This is a genomic window from Kitasatospora sp. NPDC006697 (assembly GCF_042869935.1).
GTDB lineage: Bacteria > Actinomycetota > Actinomycetes > Streptomycetales > Streptomycetaceae > Kitasatospora.
Map to the genome: position 1 here is coordinate 17,206 of NZ_JBIAGU010000039.1, position 18,120 is coordinate 35,325.

General features: G+C 73.7%; 21 protein-coding genes. 17 read left to right on the plus strand and 4 right to left on the minus strand.

The features are described 5' to 3' along the window. Positions 1–23: 23 nt before the first annotated feature. The gene (locus ACFYNO_RS36285; RefSeq protein ID WP_388021885.1) at positions 24–257 is read right to left on the minus strand and encodes an Lrp/AsnC family transcriptional regulator; all 234 of its coding nucleotides are present in this window, start codon (positions 255–257) and stop codon (positions 24–26) included. 240 nt (positions 258–497) lie between these two features. Between ACFYNO_RS36285 and ACFYNO_RS36290 the strand changes: the two genes are divergently transcribed. The 3 genes from ACFYNO_RS36290 to thiD are packed head-to-tail and all read left to right on the plus strand — an operon-like array spanning position 498 to position 3,352. Next, positions 498–1,463: a thiamine-phosphate kinase gene (locus ACFYNO_RS36290; protein WP_388021886.1), complete on the plus strand. Its 966-nt coding sequence runs from the start codon at positions 498–500 to the stop codon at positions 1,461–1,463. Between the two features lie 11 nt (positions 1,464–1,474). Continuing rightward, positions 1,475–2,500: an ATP-dependent 6-phosphofructokinase gene (locus ACFYNO_RS36295; RefSeq protein ID WP_388021887.1), complete on the plus strand. Its 1,026-nt coding sequence runs from the start codon at positions 1,475–1,477 to the stop codon at positions 2,498–2,500. A gap of 48 nt (positions 2,501–2,548) precedes the next feature. Then, a complete protein-coding gene (gene thiD / locus ACFYNO_RS36300) occupies positions 2,549–3,352 on the plus strand; it encodes a bifunctional hydroxymethylpyrimidine kinase/phosphomethylpyrimidine kinase (protein WP_388021889.1) in 804 nt (267 codons plus the stop codon). Between the two features lie 72 nt (positions 3,353–3,424). Here thiD and rpmB read toward each other — a convergent pair whose 3' ends face one another. Next, complete coding sequence (gene rpmB / locus ACFYNO_RS36305) at positions 3,425–3,610, minus strand: 50S ribosomal protein L28 (RefSeq protein WP_035846000.1); 186 nt, start codon at positions 3,608–3,610, stop codon at positions 3,425–3,427. Positions 3,611–3,895: 285 nt separating this feature from the next. On the opposite strand from rpmB, the gene ACFYNO_RS36310 reads away from it, so the two are divergent. The 10 genes from ACFYNO_RS36310 to mutM all read left to right on the plus strand — a co-directional run bounded on the left by ACFYNO_RS36310 (position 3,896) and on the right by mutM (position 13,422). After that, on the plus strand, positions 3,896–5,512 hold the full coding sequence (locus ACFYNO_RS36310) for a DAK2 domain-containing protein (protein WP_388021890.1): 1,617 nt from the start codon (positions 3,896–3,898) through the stop codon (positions 5,510–5,512). A 38-nt stretch (positions 5,513–5,550) separates the two neighbouring features. Continuing rightward, on the plus strand, positions 5,551–7,755 hold the full coding sequence (gene recG / locus ACFYNO_RS36315) for an ATP-dependent DNA helicase RecG (protein WP_388021891.1): 2,205 nt from the start codon (positions 5,551–5,553) through the stop codon (positions 7,753–7,755). Between the two features lie 93 nt (positions 7,756–7,848). After that, complete coding sequence (locus ACFYNO_RS36320; protein ID WP_388021892.1) at positions 7,849–8,358, plus strand: hypothetical protein; 510 nt, start codon at positions 7,849–7,851, stop codon at positions 8,356–8,358. 87 nt (positions 8,359–8,445) lie between these two features. Continuing rightward, positions 8,446–9,015 carry a 16S rRNA (guanine(966)-N(2))-methyltransferase RsmD gene (gene rsmD, locus ACFYNO_RS36325; protein ID WP_388021894.1) on the plus strand — a complete coding sequence of 190 codons (570 nt, stop codon included), beginning with the start codon at positions 8,446–8,448 and terminating at the stop codon, positions 9,013–9,015. 39 nt (positions 9,016–9,054) lie between these two features. Then, entirely contained in the window at positions 9,055–9,543 is a 489-nt protein-coding gene (gene coaD, locus ACFYNO_RS36330; RefSeq protein WP_388021896.1) for a pantetheine-phosphate adenylyltransferase, read from the plus strand. A 90-nt stretch (positions 9,544–9,633) separates the two neighbouring features. Beyond that, positions 9,634–10,779 carry a cell division initiation protein gene (locus ACFYNO_RS36335; protein ID WP_388021897.1) on the plus strand — a complete coding sequence of 382 codons (1,146 nt, stop codon included), beginning with the start codon at positions 9,634–9,636 and terminating at the stop codon, positions 10,777–10,779. Between the two features lie 240 nt (positions 10,780–11,019). Beyond that, positions 11,020–11,574 carry a YceD family protein gene (locus tag ACFYNO_RS36340; RefSeq protein WP_388021899.1) on the plus strand — a complete coding sequence of 185 codons (555 nt, stop codon included), beginning with the start codon at positions 11,020–11,022 and terminating at the stop codon, positions 11,572–11,574. 2 nt (positions 11,575–11,576) lie between these two features. After that, a complete protein-coding gene (rpmF, locus tag ACFYNO_RS36345) occupies positions 11,577–11,750 on the plus strand; it encodes a 50S ribosomal protein L32 (RefSeq protein WP_388021901.1) in 174 nt (57 codons plus the stop codon). Positions 11,751–11,770: 20 nt separating this feature from the next. Continuing rightward, the gene (gene rnc / locus ACFYNO_RS36350; RefSeq protein WP_388021903.1) at positions 11,771–12,550 is read left to right on the plus strand and encodes a ribonuclease III; all 780 of its coding nucleotides are present in this window, start codon (positions 11,771–11,773) and stop codon (positions 12,548–12,550) included. Beyond that, the gene (gene mutM, locus ACFYNO_RS36355) at positions 12,550–13,422 is read left to right on the plus strand and encodes a bifunctional DNA-formamidopyrimidine glycosylase/DNA-(apurinic or apyrimidinic site) lyase (RefSeq protein ID WP_388021905.1); all 873 of its coding nucleotides are present in this window, start codon (positions 12,550–12,552) and stop codon (positions 13,420–13,422) included. Before rnc ends, mutM begins: the two co-directional genes overlap by 1 nt. 5 nt (positions 13,423–13,427) lie before the next feature. On the opposite strand, the gene ACFYNO_RS36360 is transcribed toward mutM, so the two are convergent. Continuing rightward, positions 13,428–14,339 carry a hypothetical protein gene (locus ACFYNO_RS36360; protein ID WP_388021907.1) on the minus strand — a complete coding sequence of 304 codons (912 nt, stop codon included), beginning with the start codon at positions 14,337–14,339 and terminating at the stop codon, positions 13,428–13,430. Positions 14,340–14,419: 80 nt separating this feature from the next. Next, positions 14,420–14,941, minus strand: a complete 522-nt coding sequence (locus ACFYNO_RS36365) for a DUF6542 domain-containing protein (RefSeq protein ID WP_388021909.1) — start codon at positions 14,939–14,941, stop codon at positions 14,420–14,422. 195 nt (positions 14,942–15,136) lie between these two features. Between ACFYNO_RS36365 and ACFYNO_RS36370 the strand changes: the two genes are divergently transcribed. The 4 genes from ACFYNO_RS36370 to ACFYNO_RS36385 all read left to right on the plus strand — a co-directional run bounded on the left by ACFYNO_RS36370 (position 15,137) and on the right by ACFYNO_RS36385 (position 18,078). Further along, a complete protein-coding gene (locus tag ACFYNO_RS36370) occupies positions 15,137–16,519 on the plus strand; it encodes a hypothetical protein (protein ID WP_388021911.1) in 1,383 nt (460 codons plus the stop codon). A gap of 100 nt (positions 16,520–16,619) precedes the next feature. After that, positions 16,620–17,093 (plus strand): winged helix-turn-helix transcriptional regulator, encoded by a 474-nt coding sequence (locus tag ACFYNO_RS36375; RefSeq protein ID WP_388021912.1) that lies wholly within the window; start codon positions 16,620–16,622, stop codon positions 17,091–17,093. 12 nt (positions 17,094–17,105) lie between these two features. Then, complete coding sequence (locus tag ACFYNO_RS36380; RefSeq protein ID WP_388021914.1) at positions 17,106–17,384, plus strand: acylphosphatase; 279 nt, start codon at positions 17,106–17,108, stop codon at positions 17,382–17,384. A gap of 490 nt (positions 17,385–17,874) precedes the next feature. Further along, a complete protein-coding gene (locus ACFYNO_RS36385; RefSeq protein WP_388021916.1) occupies positions 17,875–18,078 on the plus strand; it encodes a hypothetical protein in 204 nt (67 codons plus the stop codon). Positions 18,079–18,120: the final 42 nt, after the last annotated feature.

An 18,120-nucleotide genomic window follows, 5' to 3' on the forward strand; every position in this document is an offset into this window, starting at 1 on the left:
CGCGTTGCGGGCCGGCTCAGAGTTCAGAGATGGACCACCGGGCAGGTGAGCGTCCTGGTGATGCCCTCGACCAGCTGGATCTGCGCCACCACCAGCTTGCCCAGCTCGTCGACGCTCTGCGCCTCGGCCCGGACGATGACGTCGTACGGGCCGGTCACGTCCTCGGCCAGGACCACGCCGTCGATCTGCGCGATGGTCTCGGCAACGGCGGTGGCCTTGCCCACTTCGGTCTGGATCAGGATGTATGCCTGTACCACGGAGGACCTCCCTGCGGCTGGGGTGGTGCTTCACGACTGCCGGCGGCTGCCGGGGACCGGTCCGGCACGGCAGGGGCCGGTGGGGGTGGGGTTCCCGGGGGCGCCGACGCGGAAGACTGGATCACCACGCTACCGCGCACCGGCCCCGGGAGGGGAGACCCCGAGCCGCCCGGCAGGCGTACGCTTCGCGCGGGACGCGCACCGCGCGGCCCGCGAACCGCGAGGGCGAAAGGACGGCAGATGCAGGGGACCGTGGGCGAGCTGGGCGAGTTCGGCCTGATCCGGGAACTCACCGCCCGGCTCCCGATGACCCCGGCGGTGGAACTCGGCCCCGGCGACGACGCCGCCGTGGTGCGGGCACCCGACGGCCGGGTGGTGGCCACCACGGACGTGCTGATCGAGGGCCGGCACTTCCGCCGGGACTGGTCCACCGCCTACGACGTCGGCCGCAAGTCCGCCGCCCAGAACCTCGCCGACATCGCCGCGATGGGCGCCGTGCCGACGGCGATACTGCTCGGCCTGGTGGTCCCCGCCGACCTGCCGACCACCTGGGCCACCGAGCTGATGGACGGTCTGCGCGACGAGTGCCAGGTGGCCGGCGCCGCCGTGGTCGGCGGAGACGTGGTGCGCGGAGAGGCCATCACGCTCGCCATCACCGCGCTCGGCGACCTCCAGGGCCGCGCCCCGGTCACCCGCTCCGGCGCCCAGCCGGGCGACGTGGTCGCGGTGACCGGCTGGCTCGGCTGGTCGGCCGCCGGACTGACCGTGCTGGCCCGCGGCTTCCGCTCGCCCCGGGCCTTCGTCGAGGCGCACCGCCGCCCCGAGCCGCCCTACCACGCCGGCCCCGCCGCCAGTGAGCTCGGCGCCACCGCGATGGTCGACGTCAGCGACGGGCTGGTCGCCGACCTGGGCCACGTGGCCGCCGCCAGCGGGGTGGACATCGACCTGCGGGCCGCCGAGTTCGACGTGCCGGCCCAGATGGCCGACATCGGGCAGGCGGTCGGGGTGGACCCGCTGGTCTGGGTGCTCTCCGGCGGCGAGGACCACGCGATCGCGGCCACCTTCCCGGCCGGTGCGCAGCTGCCCGCCCGCTGGCGGGTGGTCGGCCAGGTCACCGGACCGGCCCGCTCCGGCGGCCGCGGCCGGGTCACCGTCGACGGCGCGCCCTGGGAGCGGTCGGCGGGTTGGGACCACTTCGCCGAGTAACGTGGGTGACCATGCGAATCGGTGTGCTGACCAGCGGTGGTGACTGCCCGGGGCTCAACGCGGTGATCAGATCGGTGGTGCACCGCGGCCAGGACGTGCACGGCGACGAGATCCTCGGCATCGAGGACGGCTTCCTCGGCCTGATCGAGGGCCGGGCCCGGGTGGTCGGCCACGACGACGTCACCGGACTGCTCACCCTGGGCGGCACCATCCTCGGCTCGGCCCGGGTGCGCCGGGACCGGATCGAATGGGCCGTGGACAACTGCACGGAGCTGGCCGCCGAGCTCGGCATCGACGCGCTGATCGCGATCGGCGGCGAGGGCACCCTGGCGGCCGCGCAGAAGTTCAGCGCGGCCGGCCTGCCGGTGGTCGGCGTGCCCAAGACCATCGACAACGACATCGACGCCACCGACGTCACCTTCGGCTTCGACACCGCCGTGCACGTCGCCACCGAGGCCATCGACCGGCTGAAGACCACCGCCGAATCGCACCAACGGGTGATGGTGGTCGAGCTGATGGGCCGGCACACCGGCTGGATCACGCTGACCGCGGGCATGGCCGGCGGCGCGCACGGCATCCTGATCCCGGAGAAGCCCTTCGATATCGAGGCGGTGGCCCGGATGATCGAGGAGCGGTTCGCCCGCGGCAAGAAGTTCGCCATCATCGCGGTCGCCGAGGGCGCCGAGCCGATGCCCGGCACGCTGCGCTTCGACCACGGCGCCGTGGACCAGTTCGGCCACCGCACCTTCGGCGGGATCGGCACCCGGCTGGCCGCCGAGCTGGAGGACCTGCTCGGCAAGGAGGCCCGCCCGGTGATCCTCGGCCACGTGCAGCGCGGCGGCACCCCGACCGCGCGGGACCGGGTGCTCGCCACCCGGTTCGGCTGGCATGCCGTGGAGGCCGTGCACAAGGGGGCGTTCGGGCACTTCACGGCGCTGCGCGGCACCGAGATCGTGCTCGCGCCGGTCGCCGACGCGGTCACCCGGCTGAAGACCGTGCCGCGGCAGCAGTGGGCGGAGTCCGAGGCGGTGCTCTGAGGCCGTGCGTCCGGGCCGTGCCCCGAGGCCTGGCGATAGGTTGGGGCCATGTCCGCAGAAGCACCCCCCCGCGTCCTCACCATCGCCGGCTCCGACTCCGGCGGCGGCGCCGGCATCCAGGCCGACCTCAAGACCATGCTGGCCCTCGGCACGCACGGGATGAGCGTGATCACCGCCGTCACCGCGCAGAACTCGCTCGGCGTCCAGGGCTACTGGGAGCTGCCCGCCGAGGCCGTCCGGGCGCAGTACCGCAGTGTGGTGGACGACATCGGGGTGCAGGCGGTGAAGACCGGCATGCTGGCCTCGGTCGAGCTGGTCGCCACCGTCGCCGACCTGCTCGCCGACTGCCCGGCCCCGGTCGTGGTCGACCCGGTCGGGGTCTCCAAGCACGGGGACGCGCTGCTCGCCGCCGAGGCCGTCGCCACCGTGCGCGAGCAGCTGCTGCCGCGCGCCACGCTGGCCACGCCCAACCTGCACGAAGTGGCGCAGCTCACCGGCATCACGGTGCTGGACGAGGGCGAGATGCGCCCGGCCGCCGAGGCGCTGCTGGCCTTCGGGCCGCGCTGGGTGCTGGTCAAGGGCGGGCACCTGCCGGGGGAGCCGGCCGACCTGCTGGCCGGGCGGGACGGCGAGGAGCACTGGTTCCGGGCGCCCCGGCACGACAACCGGCACACCCACGGCACCGGATGCACGCTGGCCAGCGCGATCGCCGCCGAGCTGGCCAAGGGGCGGGAGGTGCCCGAGGCGGTGGCCGCCGCCAAGGAGTACGTCACCGGCGCGATCGCGGCCGGCTTCGCGCTGGGCGCCGGGATCGGTCCGGTGGACCACGCCTGGCGGCTGCGCGGGTGCTGAAAAGCGATTGGGCGGCCCCTCCGCGAGGAGGAGCCGCCCAATCGGAAGAGGACCGGCGTACCGGTCTGCGCGTCAGCGCGAGACCTTACCGGCCTTGATGCACGAGGTGCACACGTTGAGCCGCTTCGGCGTCCGCCCGATCACAGCGCGCACCGTCTGGATGTTGGGGTTCCAACGACGGCGGGTACGGCGGTGCGAGTGGGAGATGTTGTTGCCGAAGCCCGGCCCCTTGCCGCAGACGTCGCAGTTGGCAGCCACAGGAGTCACTCCAAGACTTCAGGATCATTTACGTACGAATTACCCCGGCTGAACCATCGGGACCACTCGACGTGGACCTGGTCGGTTCAAGGGGGAAGCCCGGCTTGTTCCGGGCAACCGGAGCAGCATACAACGACTGCTCCGCCTCCACGAAACTACCATGCCCGGTCGCTGGATCACTCCGGCGGGCGATCGACCGGCCCACCCCGATAACCTGCGTGAGCCTGGACAGCAGGCCCGAAAGGCCCGATCCCGTTACCGCCGCGTTCACCTGGAGGAGACCCGGTGCTCGACACGCTCGACGGCCCCGCCGTCCGCACCTGGTGCCGCCTCGCGCTCGACGCCCTCGGGCAGGCCCGGGAGGAGATCGACGCGCTGAACGTCTACCCGGTGCCGGACGGGGACACCGGGACCAACCTCTACCTGACCGTGGAGTCGGCCGCCGAGGCCGTCGAGCAGTGCTTCGCCGACGGCGCCGGACCCGGTCTGGACCTGGCGGTGCGGGCGATGGCCCGCGGCGCCCAGCTCGGCGCCCGGGGCAACTCCGGGGTGATCCTGGCCCAGCTGCTGCGCGGGGTGGCCGAGGTGCTGGCCGAGCGCGGCGGCGACCACCAGGCGCTGCGGGCCGCGCTGGCCCGGGGCGCCGACCGCGCCTACCGGTCGGTGGCCGAGCCGGTCGAGGGCACCCTGCTCACCGTCGCCGCCGCGGCCGCCGCGCAGGCCGCGCGGGTCCCCGGCGGGCTGGCCGAGGTGGCCGACGCCGCCCACCGCACCGCCCGTGGCGCGCTGCTGCGCACCCCCGAGCAGTTGGCGGTGCTGGCCGAGGCGGGCGTGGTGGACGCCGGCGGGCGCGGCCTGGTCGCCGTGCTCGGCGCGCTGGCCGACGCGGTCGCGGATGGGCACCCGATGGGTCCGGTGGCGCTGGCCGAGGACCTGCCGGCGGTCGCGCCGGCCCACCCCGAGCCGCCGCGGCTGCCCGGCCACCCCGCCTTCGAGGTGGTCTACCTGCTGGACGCGCCGGACACCGCGCTGCCCGCGCTCTGCGAGGAGCTGGGCGCGCTCGGCGACTCGCTGGTGGTCGGCGGCGGCGAGGGCCTGTGGAACGTCCACGTGCACGTGGACGACGCGGGCGCCGCCGTGGAGGCCGGAGTGCGGGCCGGTCGCCCGCACCGGATCCGGATCACCCACTTCGCCGAGGCCGCCGCCCGGGCCGGCCGGCAGCCCGCCGTCGAGCCGGAGCTGGAGCGGGCCGTGCTCAGCGTGGTCACCGGCGCGGGCCTGGCCCGGCTCTGCCGGGAGGCCGGCGCCGCCGTGCTGGAGGCCGACCCGGACGCCCCGCCGTCCAGCGCCGAGCTGGCCGCGGCGGTGCGCCGGTGCGCGGCCCGCGAGGTGGTCGTGCTGCTCAACGACCCGGAGCTGCGGGCCGGGGCGGGCGCGGCCGCCGACCAGCTGCGCGAGGAGGGCCTGCGGATCGCCGTGCTGCCCACCCGCTCGCCGGTGCAGGGGCTGGCGGCGCTGGCCGTGCACGAGGCCGGCCGGCGGTTCGACGAGGACGTGGTGGCGATGACCTCCGCGGCCGGTGCCACCCGCTACGCCGAACTGGCCGTCGCCGAGGGCCAGTCCTGGACCATGGCCGGGGTCTGCCAGGCCGGCGACGTGCTCGGGCTGATCGACGGCGACGTGGCGGTGATCGGCCCGAGCATCGCCGAGACCGGCGCCGAGGTGCTCTCCCGGATGCTCGCGGCCGGCGGCGAACTGGTCACCCTGGTGCTCGGCGAGGAGGCCCCGCAGGGCCTGGCCGACCAGTTGGTGGCGCACGTGCGGCGGCAGCGCCCGGAGGTCGACCTGGCGGTCTTCGAGGGCGGCCAGGAGAGCGCGCCGCTGCTCATCGGGGTGGAGTGACGCCGGGCTGTCCCCGCGGTGGTGTTCCATAGGGCGTGATGGCTGCTCTCGACGAACCCCTGTCCAAGGTCCTCGACCCGCGCACCGCGAAGGCGCTGGCCGACGGCCTCAAGCTGCGCACCGTGGCCGACCTGCTGCACCACTACCCGCGCCGGTACGCCGAGCGCGGGCAGCTGACCAGCCTGGACGACCTGCAGGTGGACGAACACGCCACGGTGCTGGCCCGGATCGAGAAGGTCACCCTGATCCCGTTCCGCGGCCGCAAGGGCGACCGGCTGGAGGTGGTCGTCACCGACGGGCGCGGCCGGCTCTCGCTGGTCTTCTTCAACCAGGGCTGGCGGCAGAAGGAGCTGCGCCCCGGCGCCCAGGGCCTGTTCGCCGGCAAGGTCGGGGTGTTCAACCGCACCCGGCAGCTGGCCTCGCCCGACTACCAGCTGCTGGACGAGGACGCCGACAGCAGCACCGCCCGGCAGTTCGCCGGCAAGCTCATCCCGGTCTACCCGGCCAGCGCCCAACTGCCCAGCTGGAAGCTCTCGTTGGCGGTGCAGGCGGTGCTGGACAGCTGTCTGCCGCAGGTCGGTGAGCCGCTGCCCGCCGAGCTGCGCGCCGAGCGCGGGCTGATCGGGCTGCAGGAGGCCCTGGAGCTGATCCACCGCCCGCGCAACCAGGCCGAGTTGGAGCAGGCCCGGGAGCGGCTGCGGTGGGACGAGGCGTTCGTGCTGCAGATCGCGCTGGCCCAGCGCCGGCTGGCCGCCGCCGCGCTGCCCGCCAAGCCCCGCCCGGTGCGGACCGGCGGCCTGCTGGAGGCCTTCGACGCCAAGCTGCCGTTCCAGCTGACGGAGGGTCAGCAGAAGGTCGGCCGCGACGTGTTCGACGACCTGGCCTCGGAGCACCCGATGCACCGCCTGCTGCAGGGCGAGGTCGGCTCCGGCAAGACCCTGGTGGCGCTGCGGGCGATGCTCGCGGTGGTGGACGCCGGCGGCCAGGCGGTGCTGCTGGCGCCGACCGAGGTGCTGGCGCAGCAGCACCACCGGTCGATCGTGGAGATGATGGGCGACCTGGCGCTCGGCGGGATGCTGGGCGGCACCAAGGTGGTACTGCTGACCGGCTCGATGGGCGTGCCGGCCCGCCGCCAGGTGCTCTCCGACATGGCCTGCGGCAACGCCGGGATCGCCATCGGCACCCATGCGCTGATCGAGGACAAGGTGCAGTTCCAGGACCTCGGCCTGGTGGTGGTGGACGAGCAGCACCGGTTCGGCGTGGAGCAGCGGGACGCGCTGCGGGCCAAGGGCGGCCAGCCGCCGCACCTGCTGGTGATGACCGCCACCCCGATCCCGCGCACCGTGGCGATGACCGTCTTCGGCGACCTGGAGACCTCGGTGCTGGACCAGCTGCCGGCCGGGCGCTCGCCGATCTCCAGCCATGTGGTGCCGGCCCTGGAGAAGCCCAACTTCCTGGCCCGGGCGTGGGAGCGGGTGCGCGAGGAGGTGGCCAAGGGCCACCAGGCCTACGTGGTCTGCCCGCGGATCGGGGACGAGGAGGAGGACCCGAAGAAGCGGAGGAAGCGGGCCCCGGAGGACGCCGCCGAGGAGGTCGGCGCCGACGCCGGCGCCGGCAGCGACGAGCGCCGCCCGCCGCTGGCCGTGCTGGAGACCGCCGAGATGCTGGCCAAGGGCCCGCTGGCCGGGCTGCGGGTGGGGATCCTGCACGGCCGGCTGGCACCGGAGGCCAAGGACGAGGTGATGCGCCGGTTCGCGGCCGGCGAGGTGGACGTGCTGGTCGCCACCACGGTGATCGAGGTCGGCGTCAACGTGCCCAACTCCACCGCCATGGTGATCATGGACGCCGACCGCTTCGGCGTCTCCCAGCTGCACCAGCTGCGCGGCCGGGTCGGCCGCGGCAGCGCGCCCGGGCTCTGCCTGCTGGTCAGCGAGATGCCGGCCGGCTCGGCGGCCCGGGCCAGGCTGGACGCGGTGGCCGGCACCCTGGACGGCTTCGCACTCTCCCGGATCGACCTGGAGCAGCGGCGCGAGGGCGATGTGCTCGGCCAGGCCCAGTCCGGGGTGCGCTCCTCGCTCAAGGTGCTCTCGGTGCTGGACGACGAGGAGGTGATCGCCGAGGCCCGCGAGGCGGCCGCCAGGCTGGTCGCCGCCGACCCGGAACTGGCGGAGCACCAGGAGCTGCGCAGCGAGCTGGCCGGCCTGCTGGACGAGGACCGGGCGGCCTACCTGGAGAAGGGCTGAGCAGCTCGGAGTGTCAGTGCCCCGGGAGAGAATGAAGGTGTTCAGGGCGCACCTCAAGGGGCGCTCCTGGCACGACACTTGGGGGTTTCGTCCATGGCATTCCGACACCTCAACGAGCTTCCGCTGGGCGACAAGGTCTTCCGCATCGAACTCTCCAGTGAGGACGACCGCGAGGTCACCCTCACCCTGACCGGCTGGCGCGAGGGCCACGCCGCCGACCCGCTGGCCGGCGGCAAGCTGCGGCTGCCGGTGGAGGACGTGGCCAACCTGCGGATCGCGCTCAACCGCGCGCTGCGCGCGCTGGCCATCGTCGCCGACGTCTCCGAGCCGATCCCCGACCGCGACGTGCTGCGCGAGCTCTACCCCGGCCACGGCGCCCCCTGGGTGCCCCAGCACGAGGAGGAGCTGACCCGGCGGTTCCACGCGGGCGAGACCATCGCCCGGATAGCCGCCCGGTTCGGCCGCACGCCCGACTCCGTCCGCACCAAGCTGCGCGAGCTCGGCCACGACCCGCGCCGCCCGGAGTACGAGCCCGCCGACGGCTGCCTCTCCTGGTCCCGCTACGCCTCGCCCGCCCTGCTCGGCGCGACTCCCCAGGAGTAACCCTTAGGAGTAACCCTTCCGTCGGAGCACCGGTCGCCCCGTATAGCGTGGTCGTGCCGAATCCTCGGCATCCGTACCGCACGAAGGATGGGTATGACCCGCGTCATCGCCGGGGCGGCCGGCGGCCGCCGGCTGGCCGTCCCGCCCGGCCGGGGCACCCGGCCGACCTCCGACAAGGCCCGCGAGGCGATGTTCTCCACCCTGGAGGCGCTGCGCGGCACGCTGGCCGGCGCCCGGCTGCTGGACCTGTACGCCGGGTCGGGCGCGGTCGGCCTGGAGGCGCTCTCCCGTGGCGCGGCGGCGGTGCTGCTGGTGGAGGCGGACCCGTCGGCCGCCCGGGTGGTGCGGGCCAACGTCAAGGCGATCGGCCTGCCGGGCGCCGAGGTGCGGGCCGACCGGGCCGAGCGGGTGGCGGCTGGGCCGGCTCCCGAACAGCCCTACGACCTGGTCTTCCTGGACCCGCCGTACGCGGTCACCGACCAGGAGCTGCGCGAGATGCTGATCACACTCCGGGCCGGGGGCTGGATCACCGACGACGCACTCGTCACCGTGGAACGCAGCACCCGGGGCGGCGAGTTCGCCTGGCCCGGGGGCTTCGACGCGCTCCGCTCCCGCCGGTACGGCGAGGGCACGCTCTGGTACGGACAGGCCGGCTGAGCCGGGCCGCCGCGAACTGCCGAAAGGGACACCACCGAAATGCGCCGCGCAGTCTGTCCGGGATCGTTCGACCCGATCACCTACGGCCACCTCGACATCATCGAGCGGGCCTCCAAGCTCTACGACGTGGTGCACGTCGCGGTGCTGGTCAACAAGAACAAGCAGGGCCTGTTCAGCATCGATGAGCGGATCTCGATGATCGAGGAGACCACCGCGGGCTACGGCAACGTGCAGGTGGAGTCGCACCAGGGCCTGCTGGTGGACTACTGCCGCGAGCGCTCCATCCCGGCCATCGTCAAGGGCCTGCGGGCGGTCAGCGACTTCGACTACGAGCTGCAGATGGCCCAGATGAACCACGGCCTGACCGGCGTCGAGACGCTCTTCCTGCCGACCTCGCCGACCTGGAGCTTCCTCTCCTCGACCCTGGTCAAGGAGGTCGCCAGCTACGGCGGCGACGTCTCGCACCTGATCCCGCCGACCGTGCACACCCGGCTGGTGGAGCGGATCGCGGAGCGGGCCGCCCGGTAGCGGGCCGAAGGGTCCGAGGGCGGTGGATTCTGACGTACAGTCGATATCCCCGCCCCGCGGTACTCACGGAAAGACAGAAGCCCCGTGGACGTGCAGAACAGAGTCGACGAGATCATCGCCGTGGTCGAGAACGCCAGGGCGATGCCCATGTCGGCCTCCTGCGTGGTGAACCGGGCCGAGCTGGTGGCGATGCTCCGGGACCTGCGGGACGCACTGCCCGCGGAGCTGGCGCACGCCCAGTCGGTGATGGCCGACCACGAGCAGGTGGTGGCCGACGCCCGGGGCGAGGCCGACCGGATCATCCAGGGCGCGCACGCCGAGCGGGGCTCGCTGATCTCCGACACCGAGGTGGTCCGGCGGGCCCAGGCCGAGTCCGACAAGATCCTCGCGGAGGCCCGCGAGGAGGTCGCCGTGAAGCGCCAGGAGGCCGACGACTACGTCGACTCCAAGCTGGCCAACTTCGAGGTGGTGCTCACCAAGACGCTCGGCGCGGTCGGCCGGGGCCGGGACAAGCTGCGCGGCGAGGGCTCCTACGAGCCGGAGGACGGCGAGGAGTTCCAGCCCGCGGTGAGCCCCAGCCCGGAGGTGGACGAGTACGTCGACCTCAAGCTGGCCACTCTGCAGGCCGTGCTCAGCGGCACCCTGGAGGCGGTCGGGCGGGGCCGGGACAAGCTGCTCGGCAAGGCCCCGATCGACGAGCTCGGCGCCTACCTGGCCGCCGCCGACGAGGCCCAGCAGCTCAAGGACCGGGCCGAGGCGGTGGCCGCCGGCTTCGCCGCCGACGGCGGGGAGGAGCAGCCCTGGTACCGCGAGCCGGAGCCGCCCGCGGTGCCCGCCGTGCAGTCCTGGCCGGAGCAGACCCCGGCCGAGGCAGGCTGGCAGCAGCCCGCCTACCAGGGCCAGGAGTACCCGGCACAGGCCCCGTACCAGGGCGGCGAGTACCAGCAGCAGCACCAGGACGGCTACGCCTACGACCCGGCCGCGGCGGCCTACGGCCACGGCCAGTACGGCTACCAGCAGCCCGAGCACGCCGACCCCTACGCGGCCGGCTACGCGGGCTACCAGGAGCCGGCCGGCGGCTACCAGCAGCAGATCCCGGCCCAGCCCCACTACCAGCCGGATCAGCAGCAGCCGTACGGCTACCAGCAGGGCACCCAGCCGGCCCTGGACGAGACCAGCTTCTTCGACACCAGCATGATCGACATGACCCGGCTCAGGGAGCTGGGCGGTCGCTGAGCCGGGACCGAAGTTGGGGCTGGGCGCGCTCTCGGGTACGCTGACCACTCCGGCCCATTCGTTGCCGGATCGTTCGGCTGCCCGCGCATCACGCCGCGGCCCGGACCGCCAACCGCCACCGCGTTGCGCAGGAATGCGCCCGCCGCCAGGAAGTCAGGAACCGTGAACCGCCTCGACCACCGCGACCCGCTCGTGTTCGACACGCATGAGCTCGGCCGTCGCCCCGGTTCGATGCGCAAGGTGTCCCGGACCCTCCCGGCGCCCGAGGCCTTCGGCATCGAGGACGTGATCGGCGTCCCGGTCGGCAGCGAGATCGCGCTGGAGCTCCGCCTGGAGTCGGTGGTCGAAGGGGTGCTCGTCACGGGCACCGCCGAGGCCCACGTCACCGGCGAGTGCGTGCGCTGCCTGGAGCCCGTCGAGGACGACGTCGACGTGGAGTTCCAGGAGCTGTACTACTACCCCGAGTCCGACGATCGCGGCCGGGGGTCCTCCCAGGACGAGCTGTCCGAGGACGACGAGGAAGAGACTTACCGGCTGGAGGGCGACTTCTTCGACCTCGAGCCGGTGCTGCGTGACGCGGTGGTGCTGGAACTGCCGCTGCAGCCGGTGTGCCGGGAAGACTGCCTGGGTCTGTGCTCCGAATGCGGAGCGCTGCTCAACGACGACCCGGACCACCACCATGACGCCGCCGACCCCCGGTGGGCGGCTTTGCAGGGACTCTCCGCCGGCCACGGCGACGAGGGTGACGAGAACAGCGGTACCCGTGAGGGTCTCGCCGAGAACCAGGAGAAGTAGCCGTGGCTGTTCCGAAGCGGAAGATGTCGCGCAGCAACACGCGCCACCGCCGTTCGCAGTGGAAGGCTGTCGTCCCCGCGCTCGTCGCGTGCGACCGCTGCCACGAGCCGAAGCTGGCGCACATCGCGTGCCCGAGCTGCGGCACGTACAACCGTCGCCAGGTCCTCTCGGTCTGATCGGCGGGGTGGACGGATCGATGTCGGACGCTCACTCCTCCCGCAAGTCGGGCCCCCGCAAAAACGGGGGTGAACCGGGCAGCGGGCCGGCCTCGACCGCATATGACGTCCTGGAAGGGCGCCTCGGGTACACGCTCGAGCGCGCCCTTCTGGTACGCGCCCTGACCCACCGCTCGTTCGCCTACGAGAACGGCGGGCTGCCCACCAACGAGCGCCTGGAGTTCCTCGGCGACTCGGTGCTGGGCCTGGTGGTCACCGACACCCTCTACCGCATCCACCCGGATGTGCCGGAGGGCACGCTGGCCAAGCTGCGCGCCGCGGTGGTGAACTCCCGCGCGCTCGCCGAGGTGGGCCGCGGTCTCGAGCTCGGGACCTTCATCCGGCTCGGCAAGGGCGAGGAGGGCACCGGCGGCCGGGACAAGTCCTCGATCCTCGCGGACACCGTCGAGGCCGTGATCGGCGCCGTCTACCTCGACCAGGGGCTGGACGCCGCGACCGAGTTCGTGCACCGCCTCTTCGACCCGCTGATCGCGGAGTCCTCCCAGCTGGGCGCAGGCCTGGACTGGAAGACCAGCCTGCAGGAGCTGACCGCCTCGGTCGGCATCGGCGTGCCGGAGTATGTGGTCGAGGAGTCCGGACCGGACCACGAGAAGACCTTCAACGCCGCGGCCCGGGTGGCCGGCGAGGCCTTCGGCAGCGGCACCGGCCGCTCCAAGAAGGAGGCCGAGCAGAAGGCCGCCGAGAGCGCCTGGCGCGCGATCAAGGCCAAGTACGGCGACAGCTCCGCACCCGCTGCCTGATGCCCGAGCTGCCCGAGGTCGAGGTGGTCCGGCGGGGGCTGGACCGCTGGGTGGCCGGCCGCACCGTGGCCGAGGCCCACGTGTTGCACCCCCGCGCCGTCCGCCGGCAGACCGGCGGCGGCGCGGACTTCGCCGCCCAGCTGGCCGGCCGCACGCTCGGCCCGGCCGAGCGCCGCGGCAAGTACCTCTGGCTGCCCGTCGGCGAGGCCAACGGGAATCAGCACTGCGCGATGCTCGGCCACCTCGGCATGAGCGGCCAGCTGCTGGTGCAGGAGCCGGACCACCCGGACGAGACCCACCTGCGGGTGCGGCTGCGGTTCACCGACGGCGGGCGCGAGCTGCGCTTCGTCGACCAGCGCACCTTCGGGCACCTCGCGGTCGAGGAGACCGACCTCGACGGCCTGCCCGTCTCGCTCGCGCACATCGCCCGCGATCCGCTGGACCAGGCCTTCGACGAGGAGGCCTTCTTCGGCGCACTGCGCGCCAAGCGCACCACGGTCAAGCGGGCGCTGCTCGACCAGACGCTGATCAGCGGGGTCGGCAACATCTACGCGGACGAGGCGCTCTGGCGCGCCAGGCTGCACTACGACCGGCCGACCGCCACCCTGACCCGCCCGCTGGCCGCCGCCCTGCTGGGCCACGCCCGCGAGGTGATGACGGCCGCGCTGGCGGTGGGCGGCACCAGCTTCGACAGCCTCTACGTCAACGTGAACGGCGAGAGCGGCTACTTCTCCCGCTCGCTGGACGCCTACGGGCGGGAGGGCGAGCCCTGCTACCGCTGCGGCACGCCGATCCGGCGGGCCGCCTGGATGAACCGGTCCAGCTACTTCTGCCCGCGCTGCCAGCGGGTGCCGCGGCAGCGCACCGACTGACCGCGCTAGACGTGCTCGGGGGTGCGGGCCTCCAGCTGGAGCGCCCCCTCACCCTCGCCGTAGTGCGCCACCGCCACCGCGCCGGCCACCGCCAGCACGAAGCCGGCCAGGCCCAGCCAGGCCATGCCGTGCCGGGTGGCGTCGCCCAGCCAGACCACCCCGACGATGCCGGGCACCACGGTCTCGCCGACCACCAGCGCGGCCGTCGCCCCGTTCACCGAGCCGATCTGCAGCGCCACCGTGTGCAGGTACATCCCGCCGATGCCGCCGACCAGGATCGCGTAGAGCGCCGGGTCGGAGAGCAGCGCGGCGAGCGAGAACGGGTCCACCCCGTCGAGCACCCGCACGCCGATGCCGAGCGCGCCGAAGCCGAGGCCGGAGAGCAGGCCGGCCACCACCGCGCCGCTCGGGCCGAGCCGGCGGACCAGCAGCGAGCCGCCGGCGATCACCACCACGGAGATCAGCAGCAGCCACCAGTGGGTGGCGACCGGCGTGCTCCCGGTGCCCTCCGGCCCGGCCGCCACCGCCAGCAGCACCAGGGCGCCGCAGACCACCCCGATCGAGATCCACTCCGGGCGGCGCAGCCGCAGCCCGAGCAGTTTGATCCCGCAGAGCGCGGTGATCACCAGGTTGGCGCTGATCACGGTCTGCGAGAGGAAGAGCGGCAGCAGCCGGGCGGAGAGCGCGCCGAGCAGGAAGCCGACGAAGTCCAGCACCGTGCCGACCATGAACTCCCAGGTGACCACGGCCTTGGCGGTGGAACTCAGGCTCGGTCCGCCGTGCTCGGTGAGCTGGGCGGGCGCGGTCTGCCGGGCGGCCTCCTCGCGGGCGGAGCGGCGGGAGCCGACCGCCTGCAGCACCGAACCGAGGCCGTAGCAGGTGGAGGCCGCGACGGCGGTCACCAAGCCGATGATCACAAGTTCTCCTGACGGGGGGTTCGTTCCCCACTATGCCCTGTTCGGCGGAGGGCGGAGAAGCCGCCCGGTGCGGGGCCGGGTCAGGGCCGTCGGCCGCCGCGCTCCAGCAGCACCCGCAGGGCGACCGCGGCCCCCGCGGCCAGCAGCGCGGCGGCCATCACCGGGAAGCCGTGCACGGCCCACTTGGCGGCGCCGGCGGCCAGCGCCTTGTCGTCCGGGTAGGCGTCCCGGCGGCCCAGCAGCTCCGCGCAGGCGGTGCTGGCGAGCACCACCGGGGCGACCGCGGTGAGCACCCACCACCAGCCGGCCCGGGTGGCCAGCCAGGCCGCGCCCACCGCGCCGAGCACGGTGAGCAGGGCGAAGACCCCGCCGGGCGCGACCCCGCGCAGTTCGTCGAGCAGGGCGCCCAGCACCGGCAGCACCAGGGAACCGGTGAGCACCGCCCGGGGTGCGGGGCGGCGGGTCCGGCCGCGCGCGCGGCCGGCCGGGCGGGCCCGCCCGACGGGTCCGTCGGGGCCGCGGCGCGGCCCCGGCAGGGCTGCCCGGGCGCGGCTGCGGCCGCGGGTGTCGGTGGTCGGGGCGGACGAGCGTGGCCCGGGCATGGTGCTCCTGGGGGTGTGGTGAACGTAACTGTTGCGTAAGAGAAAGAGTCTTGGGTTTTCGTTGGGCCCCCCTTGGCCTCCGGGGCAACCGGCGTGCGGATCGGCGGAATTGACGGTTCCGGGGCGGTGGCGGCGGAGGTTCGGGAACCGGTGGCTCCGGTTCGGTCGGGTTGGCGGCCCGGTAGCGTCTGGGATATGACAATCGCTCTTCGCCGCTCCCGGGTGGGCGGGCCGGTCGCACTGCTGGCCGTCCTGGTCGGGCTGCTGCTCCTGCTCGTGCCCGGCTCCGCCGCCGCGTCCGGCGGCCTGGACGACGCCGCCTCGTCCCTCAAGCAAGGCAAGGTCTACGTCGACCCGGCGATGACCGGCCGGTTCTCCCAGGCCCAGGCCGACGCCCTGACCAAGAAGATCAAGGACGCGGACAAGCCGATCTTCGTCGCCGTGGTCCCGGACAGCGCCCAGTACCCGGCGAAGAGCGTCTTCCAGGACCTGCGCACCAAGGTCGGCATCGTCGGTGCCTACGCCGTCTGGCGCGGCGACCAGTTCGACGTCCGGTCCGACCCCGGCGCGATCAGCACCCGGACCGCGCACAACTACGCCCAGGCCGCCTTCGACTCGCACCACGGAGACATCAACGGCACCCTGACCGATTTCGTCACCAACGCCTCGCCCAAGGTCTCCGGCCACGCGCCCGGCGGCGGCGGGATCAGCGCCGCGGTGATCGTGGTCCCGCTGGTGCTGCTGGCCCTGCTCGGCACCGGCGCCTTCCTGCTGGTGCGCCGCTCCCGCAAGCGCAAGGCCGAGCAGGCGGCGGCCGAGCTGCGCGCGCTGCGGACCGTGGTGGACGAGGACATCACGGCCTTCGGCGAGGAGCTGGACCGGCTGGACTTCAACCCGGGCGCCCCGGACGCCGACGACGTCCAGCGGGCCGACTACACCAAGGCGCTGGACTCCTACGAGGGCGCCAAGCGCGCGATGGACGAGGCCACCAAGCCGGCCGACGTCACCGCCGTGACCACCGCGCTGGAGGACGGCCGGTTCTCGCTGGCCACCCTGGCCGCCCGCCGCTCCGGCCGGCCGCTGCCGGAGCGCCGCCCGCCGTGCTTCTTCGACCCGCGGCACGGGCCGTCCAGCCAGGACGTGCTCTGGGCCCCGGCCGGCGGCGCCGGCCGCGAGGTGCCGGTCTGCACGGCCGACGCCCAGCGCCTGGCCAGCGGCCAGGACCCGGCGATCCGCACCGTGCAGACCGAGCAGGGCCCGCAGCCGTACTGGAACGCCGGCCCGGCCTACGGCCCCTGGGCGGGCGGCTACTTCGGCGGCTACGGCTCCGGCCTGCTGCCGGGCCTGCTGGTCGGCACCATGCTCGGCTCGGTCTTCTCCGCCCCGCCGGCCTACGGCTACGGCCCCGGCTACGAGGGCGGCGGCGGTTGGGACGGCGGCGACCGCCCCGAGGGCGGCGACGTGACCGGCGGCGACTTCAACCCCGGCGACTTCGGCGGCTTCGACTCCGGCAGCTTCAGCGACGGCGGCGGTGACTTCGGCGGCGGGGGCGACTTCGGCGGGGGCGGCGACTGGTGACCCGCGCGCGCTGACCCGCGCGCCCGCCCGGCCGGGCCCGCTCCCCACCGGGGGAGCGGGCCCGGTTTGACTCCGCGACCCGCTGTGGCACGCTGGCGCGATGAGCCCCGAGCCCGCCGCCAAGCCGGCCGCCCGCCCCTGCTCGATCGCCGCCGCGCTGCAGGTGCTGGGCGAGCGCTGGGCGCTGCTCGCGGTGCGCGAGCTGTTCTACGGCAACCACCGGTTCGAGCAGATCGTGCGCAACACCGGGGCCCCGCGCGACCGGCTGACCAACCGGCTGCGGGCGCTGGAGGAGGCCGGCGTGCTGGAGCGGCGCCAGTACCAGGACCGCCCGGTGCGCCACGAGTACCACCTGACCGAGGCCGGCCGGCAGCTCGCCCCGGTGGTCCAGGCGCTGCGGGTCTGGGGCGACCGCTGGATGGTGGAGGAGCCCCCGGTCACCCTGCACCACCACGGCCACCGGGTGGACCCCTCCTGGTCCTGCCGGGAGTGCGGCGAGGAGCTCTCCCGGGGCGGCCTCACCCTGGAGATCCACTCGCCGGGCTGGCGCCACGACGGGCCGGTCCCGGACTGAGAGAATGGGCGGATGCACGAGCACGTCCGAGCCACCGCCTGGGTGCGCGGCCGGGTCCAGCAGGTGGGCTTCCGCTGGTGGACCAGGGCCCGCGCGCTGGAGATCGGCCTGACCGGCTACACCTCCAACCTGGACGACGGCCGGGTGCAGGTGGTCGCCGAGGGCAGCCGCGCCGACTGCGAGCGGCTGCTGGCGCTGCTGCGCGGCCCGGACACCCCGGGCCGGGTCACCGGTGTGACGGAGATCTGGAGCGCCACCGGAGCCGGCTACCCCGACTTCGAGATCCGCTAGAGCGGGCCGCCCCGCGGCGGCGCCCGGACACCGGGAACGATCTCCCGGCGGCTCGCCCGCAGTCCGGCGGCGCGCGGAGAACCGCAGGTCAGCGGCGTAGGTCATGTGACGTTCGGGTCGGCGTCAACGCGTGTTGTTCAACGGTTGCCATTTCGGTCGGACCGTGGTTGACTCCGCATCGAGCAGTGATCCACCACCCTCGGTGGTGTGACCGCCGGTGCCCGTGGCGTGACGCGACCGCCATGCAGGTGACAGCGGCGTTGTAGCGCGCGGTGATCGTGTTGACCCGTACGGTCTTTGGTGAGACGCTGGAAACCCGCGCACGTGATGGCGATTTTCGAGCAGGGTCATGCCCTGTGGCCGTACAGCCACAGCGTCTGACCTGTTGTGCTCAGCCGGCACTGCCTCTGATCGTGCAGAGCGTGCGTCACCCCTTCCCCTCGACCTGTACCGTTCTGGTTCGGTCACTCAGCGTGGAGGACCATTCATCATGGCAAAGGCGCTTCTCGGGTACGTCGGCGGCCCCGACCCGCGAATGCTCTCCGAGATGCGGCGGCTTCAGCAGCGCGTCCTGGACCTGGAGGCCGAACTCGTTCGGATGCAGGCCGAGAACAACGCGCTGGTCGCGGTCGCTACCGAGCACTCCCTGCTCGACAGCATCGACCTCGGACAGCGGGAGCCCGCACTCACCTGATCCGCAGGCGCCTGGTTCTAGGCACCTGATCAACGGACAAGG

Excerpts from the sequence above, each read along its gene's own strand:
- ACFYNO_RS36290 (WP_388021886.1), top strand. The coding sequence starts at position 498 with ATGCAGGGGACCGTGGGCGAGCTGGGCGAGTTCGGCCTGATCCGGGAA.
- ACFYNO_RS36295 (WP_388021887.1), top strand. The coding sequence starts at position 1,475 with ATGCGAATCGGTGTGCTGACCAGCGGTGGTGACTGCCCGGGGCTCAAC.
- thiD (WP_388021889.1), top strand. The coding sequence starts at position 2,549 with ATGTCCGCAGAAGCACCCCCCCGCGTCCTCACCATCGCCGGCTCCGAC.
- recG (WP_388021891.1), top strand. The coding sequence starts at position 5,551 with ATGGCTGCTCTCGACGAACCCCTGTCCAAGGTCCTCGACCCGCGCACC.
- ACFYNO_RS36320 (WP_388021892.1), top strand. The coding sequence starts at position 7,849 with ATGGCATTCCGACACCTCAACGAGCTTCCGCTGGGCGACAAGGTCTTC.
- rsmD (WP_388021894.1), top strand. The coding sequence starts at position 8,446 with ATGGGTATGACCCGCGTCATCGCCGGGGCGGCCGGCGGCCGCCGGCTG.
- coaD (WP_388021896.1), top strand. The coding sequence starts at position 9,055 with ATGCGCCGCGCAGTCTGTCCGGGATCGTTCGACCCGATCACCTACGGC.
- rnc (WP_388021903.1), top strand. The coding sequence starts at position 11,771 with ATGTCGGACGCTCACTCCTCCCGCAAGTCGGGCCCCCGCAAAAACGGG.
- mutM (WP_388021905.1), top strand. The coding sequence starts at position 12,550 with ATGCCCGAGCTGCCCGAGGTCGAGGTGGTCCGGCGGGGGCTGGACCGC.
- ACFYNO_RS36365 (WP_388021909.1), bottom strand. The coding sequence starts at position 14,941 with ATGCCCGGGCCACGCTCGTCCGCCCCGACCACCGACACCCGCGGCCGC.
- ACFYNO_RS36370 (WP_388021911.1), top strand. The coding sequence starts at position 15,137 with ATGACAATCGCTCTTCGCCGCTCCCGGGTGGGCGGGCCGGTCGCACTG.
- ACFYNO_RS36375 (WP_388021912.1), top strand. The coding sequence starts at position 16,620 with ATGAGCCCCGAGCCCGCCGCCAAGCCGGCCGCCCGCCCCTGCTCGATC.
- ACFYNO_RS36380 (WP_388021914.1), top strand. The coding sequence starts at position 17,106 with ATGCACGAGCACGTCCGAGCCACCGCCTGGGTGCGCGGCCGGGTCCAG.
- ACFYNO_RS36385 (WP_388021916.1), top strand. The coding sequence starts at position 17,875 with ATGGCAAAGGCGCTTCTCGGGTACGTCGGCGGCCCCGACCCGCGAATG.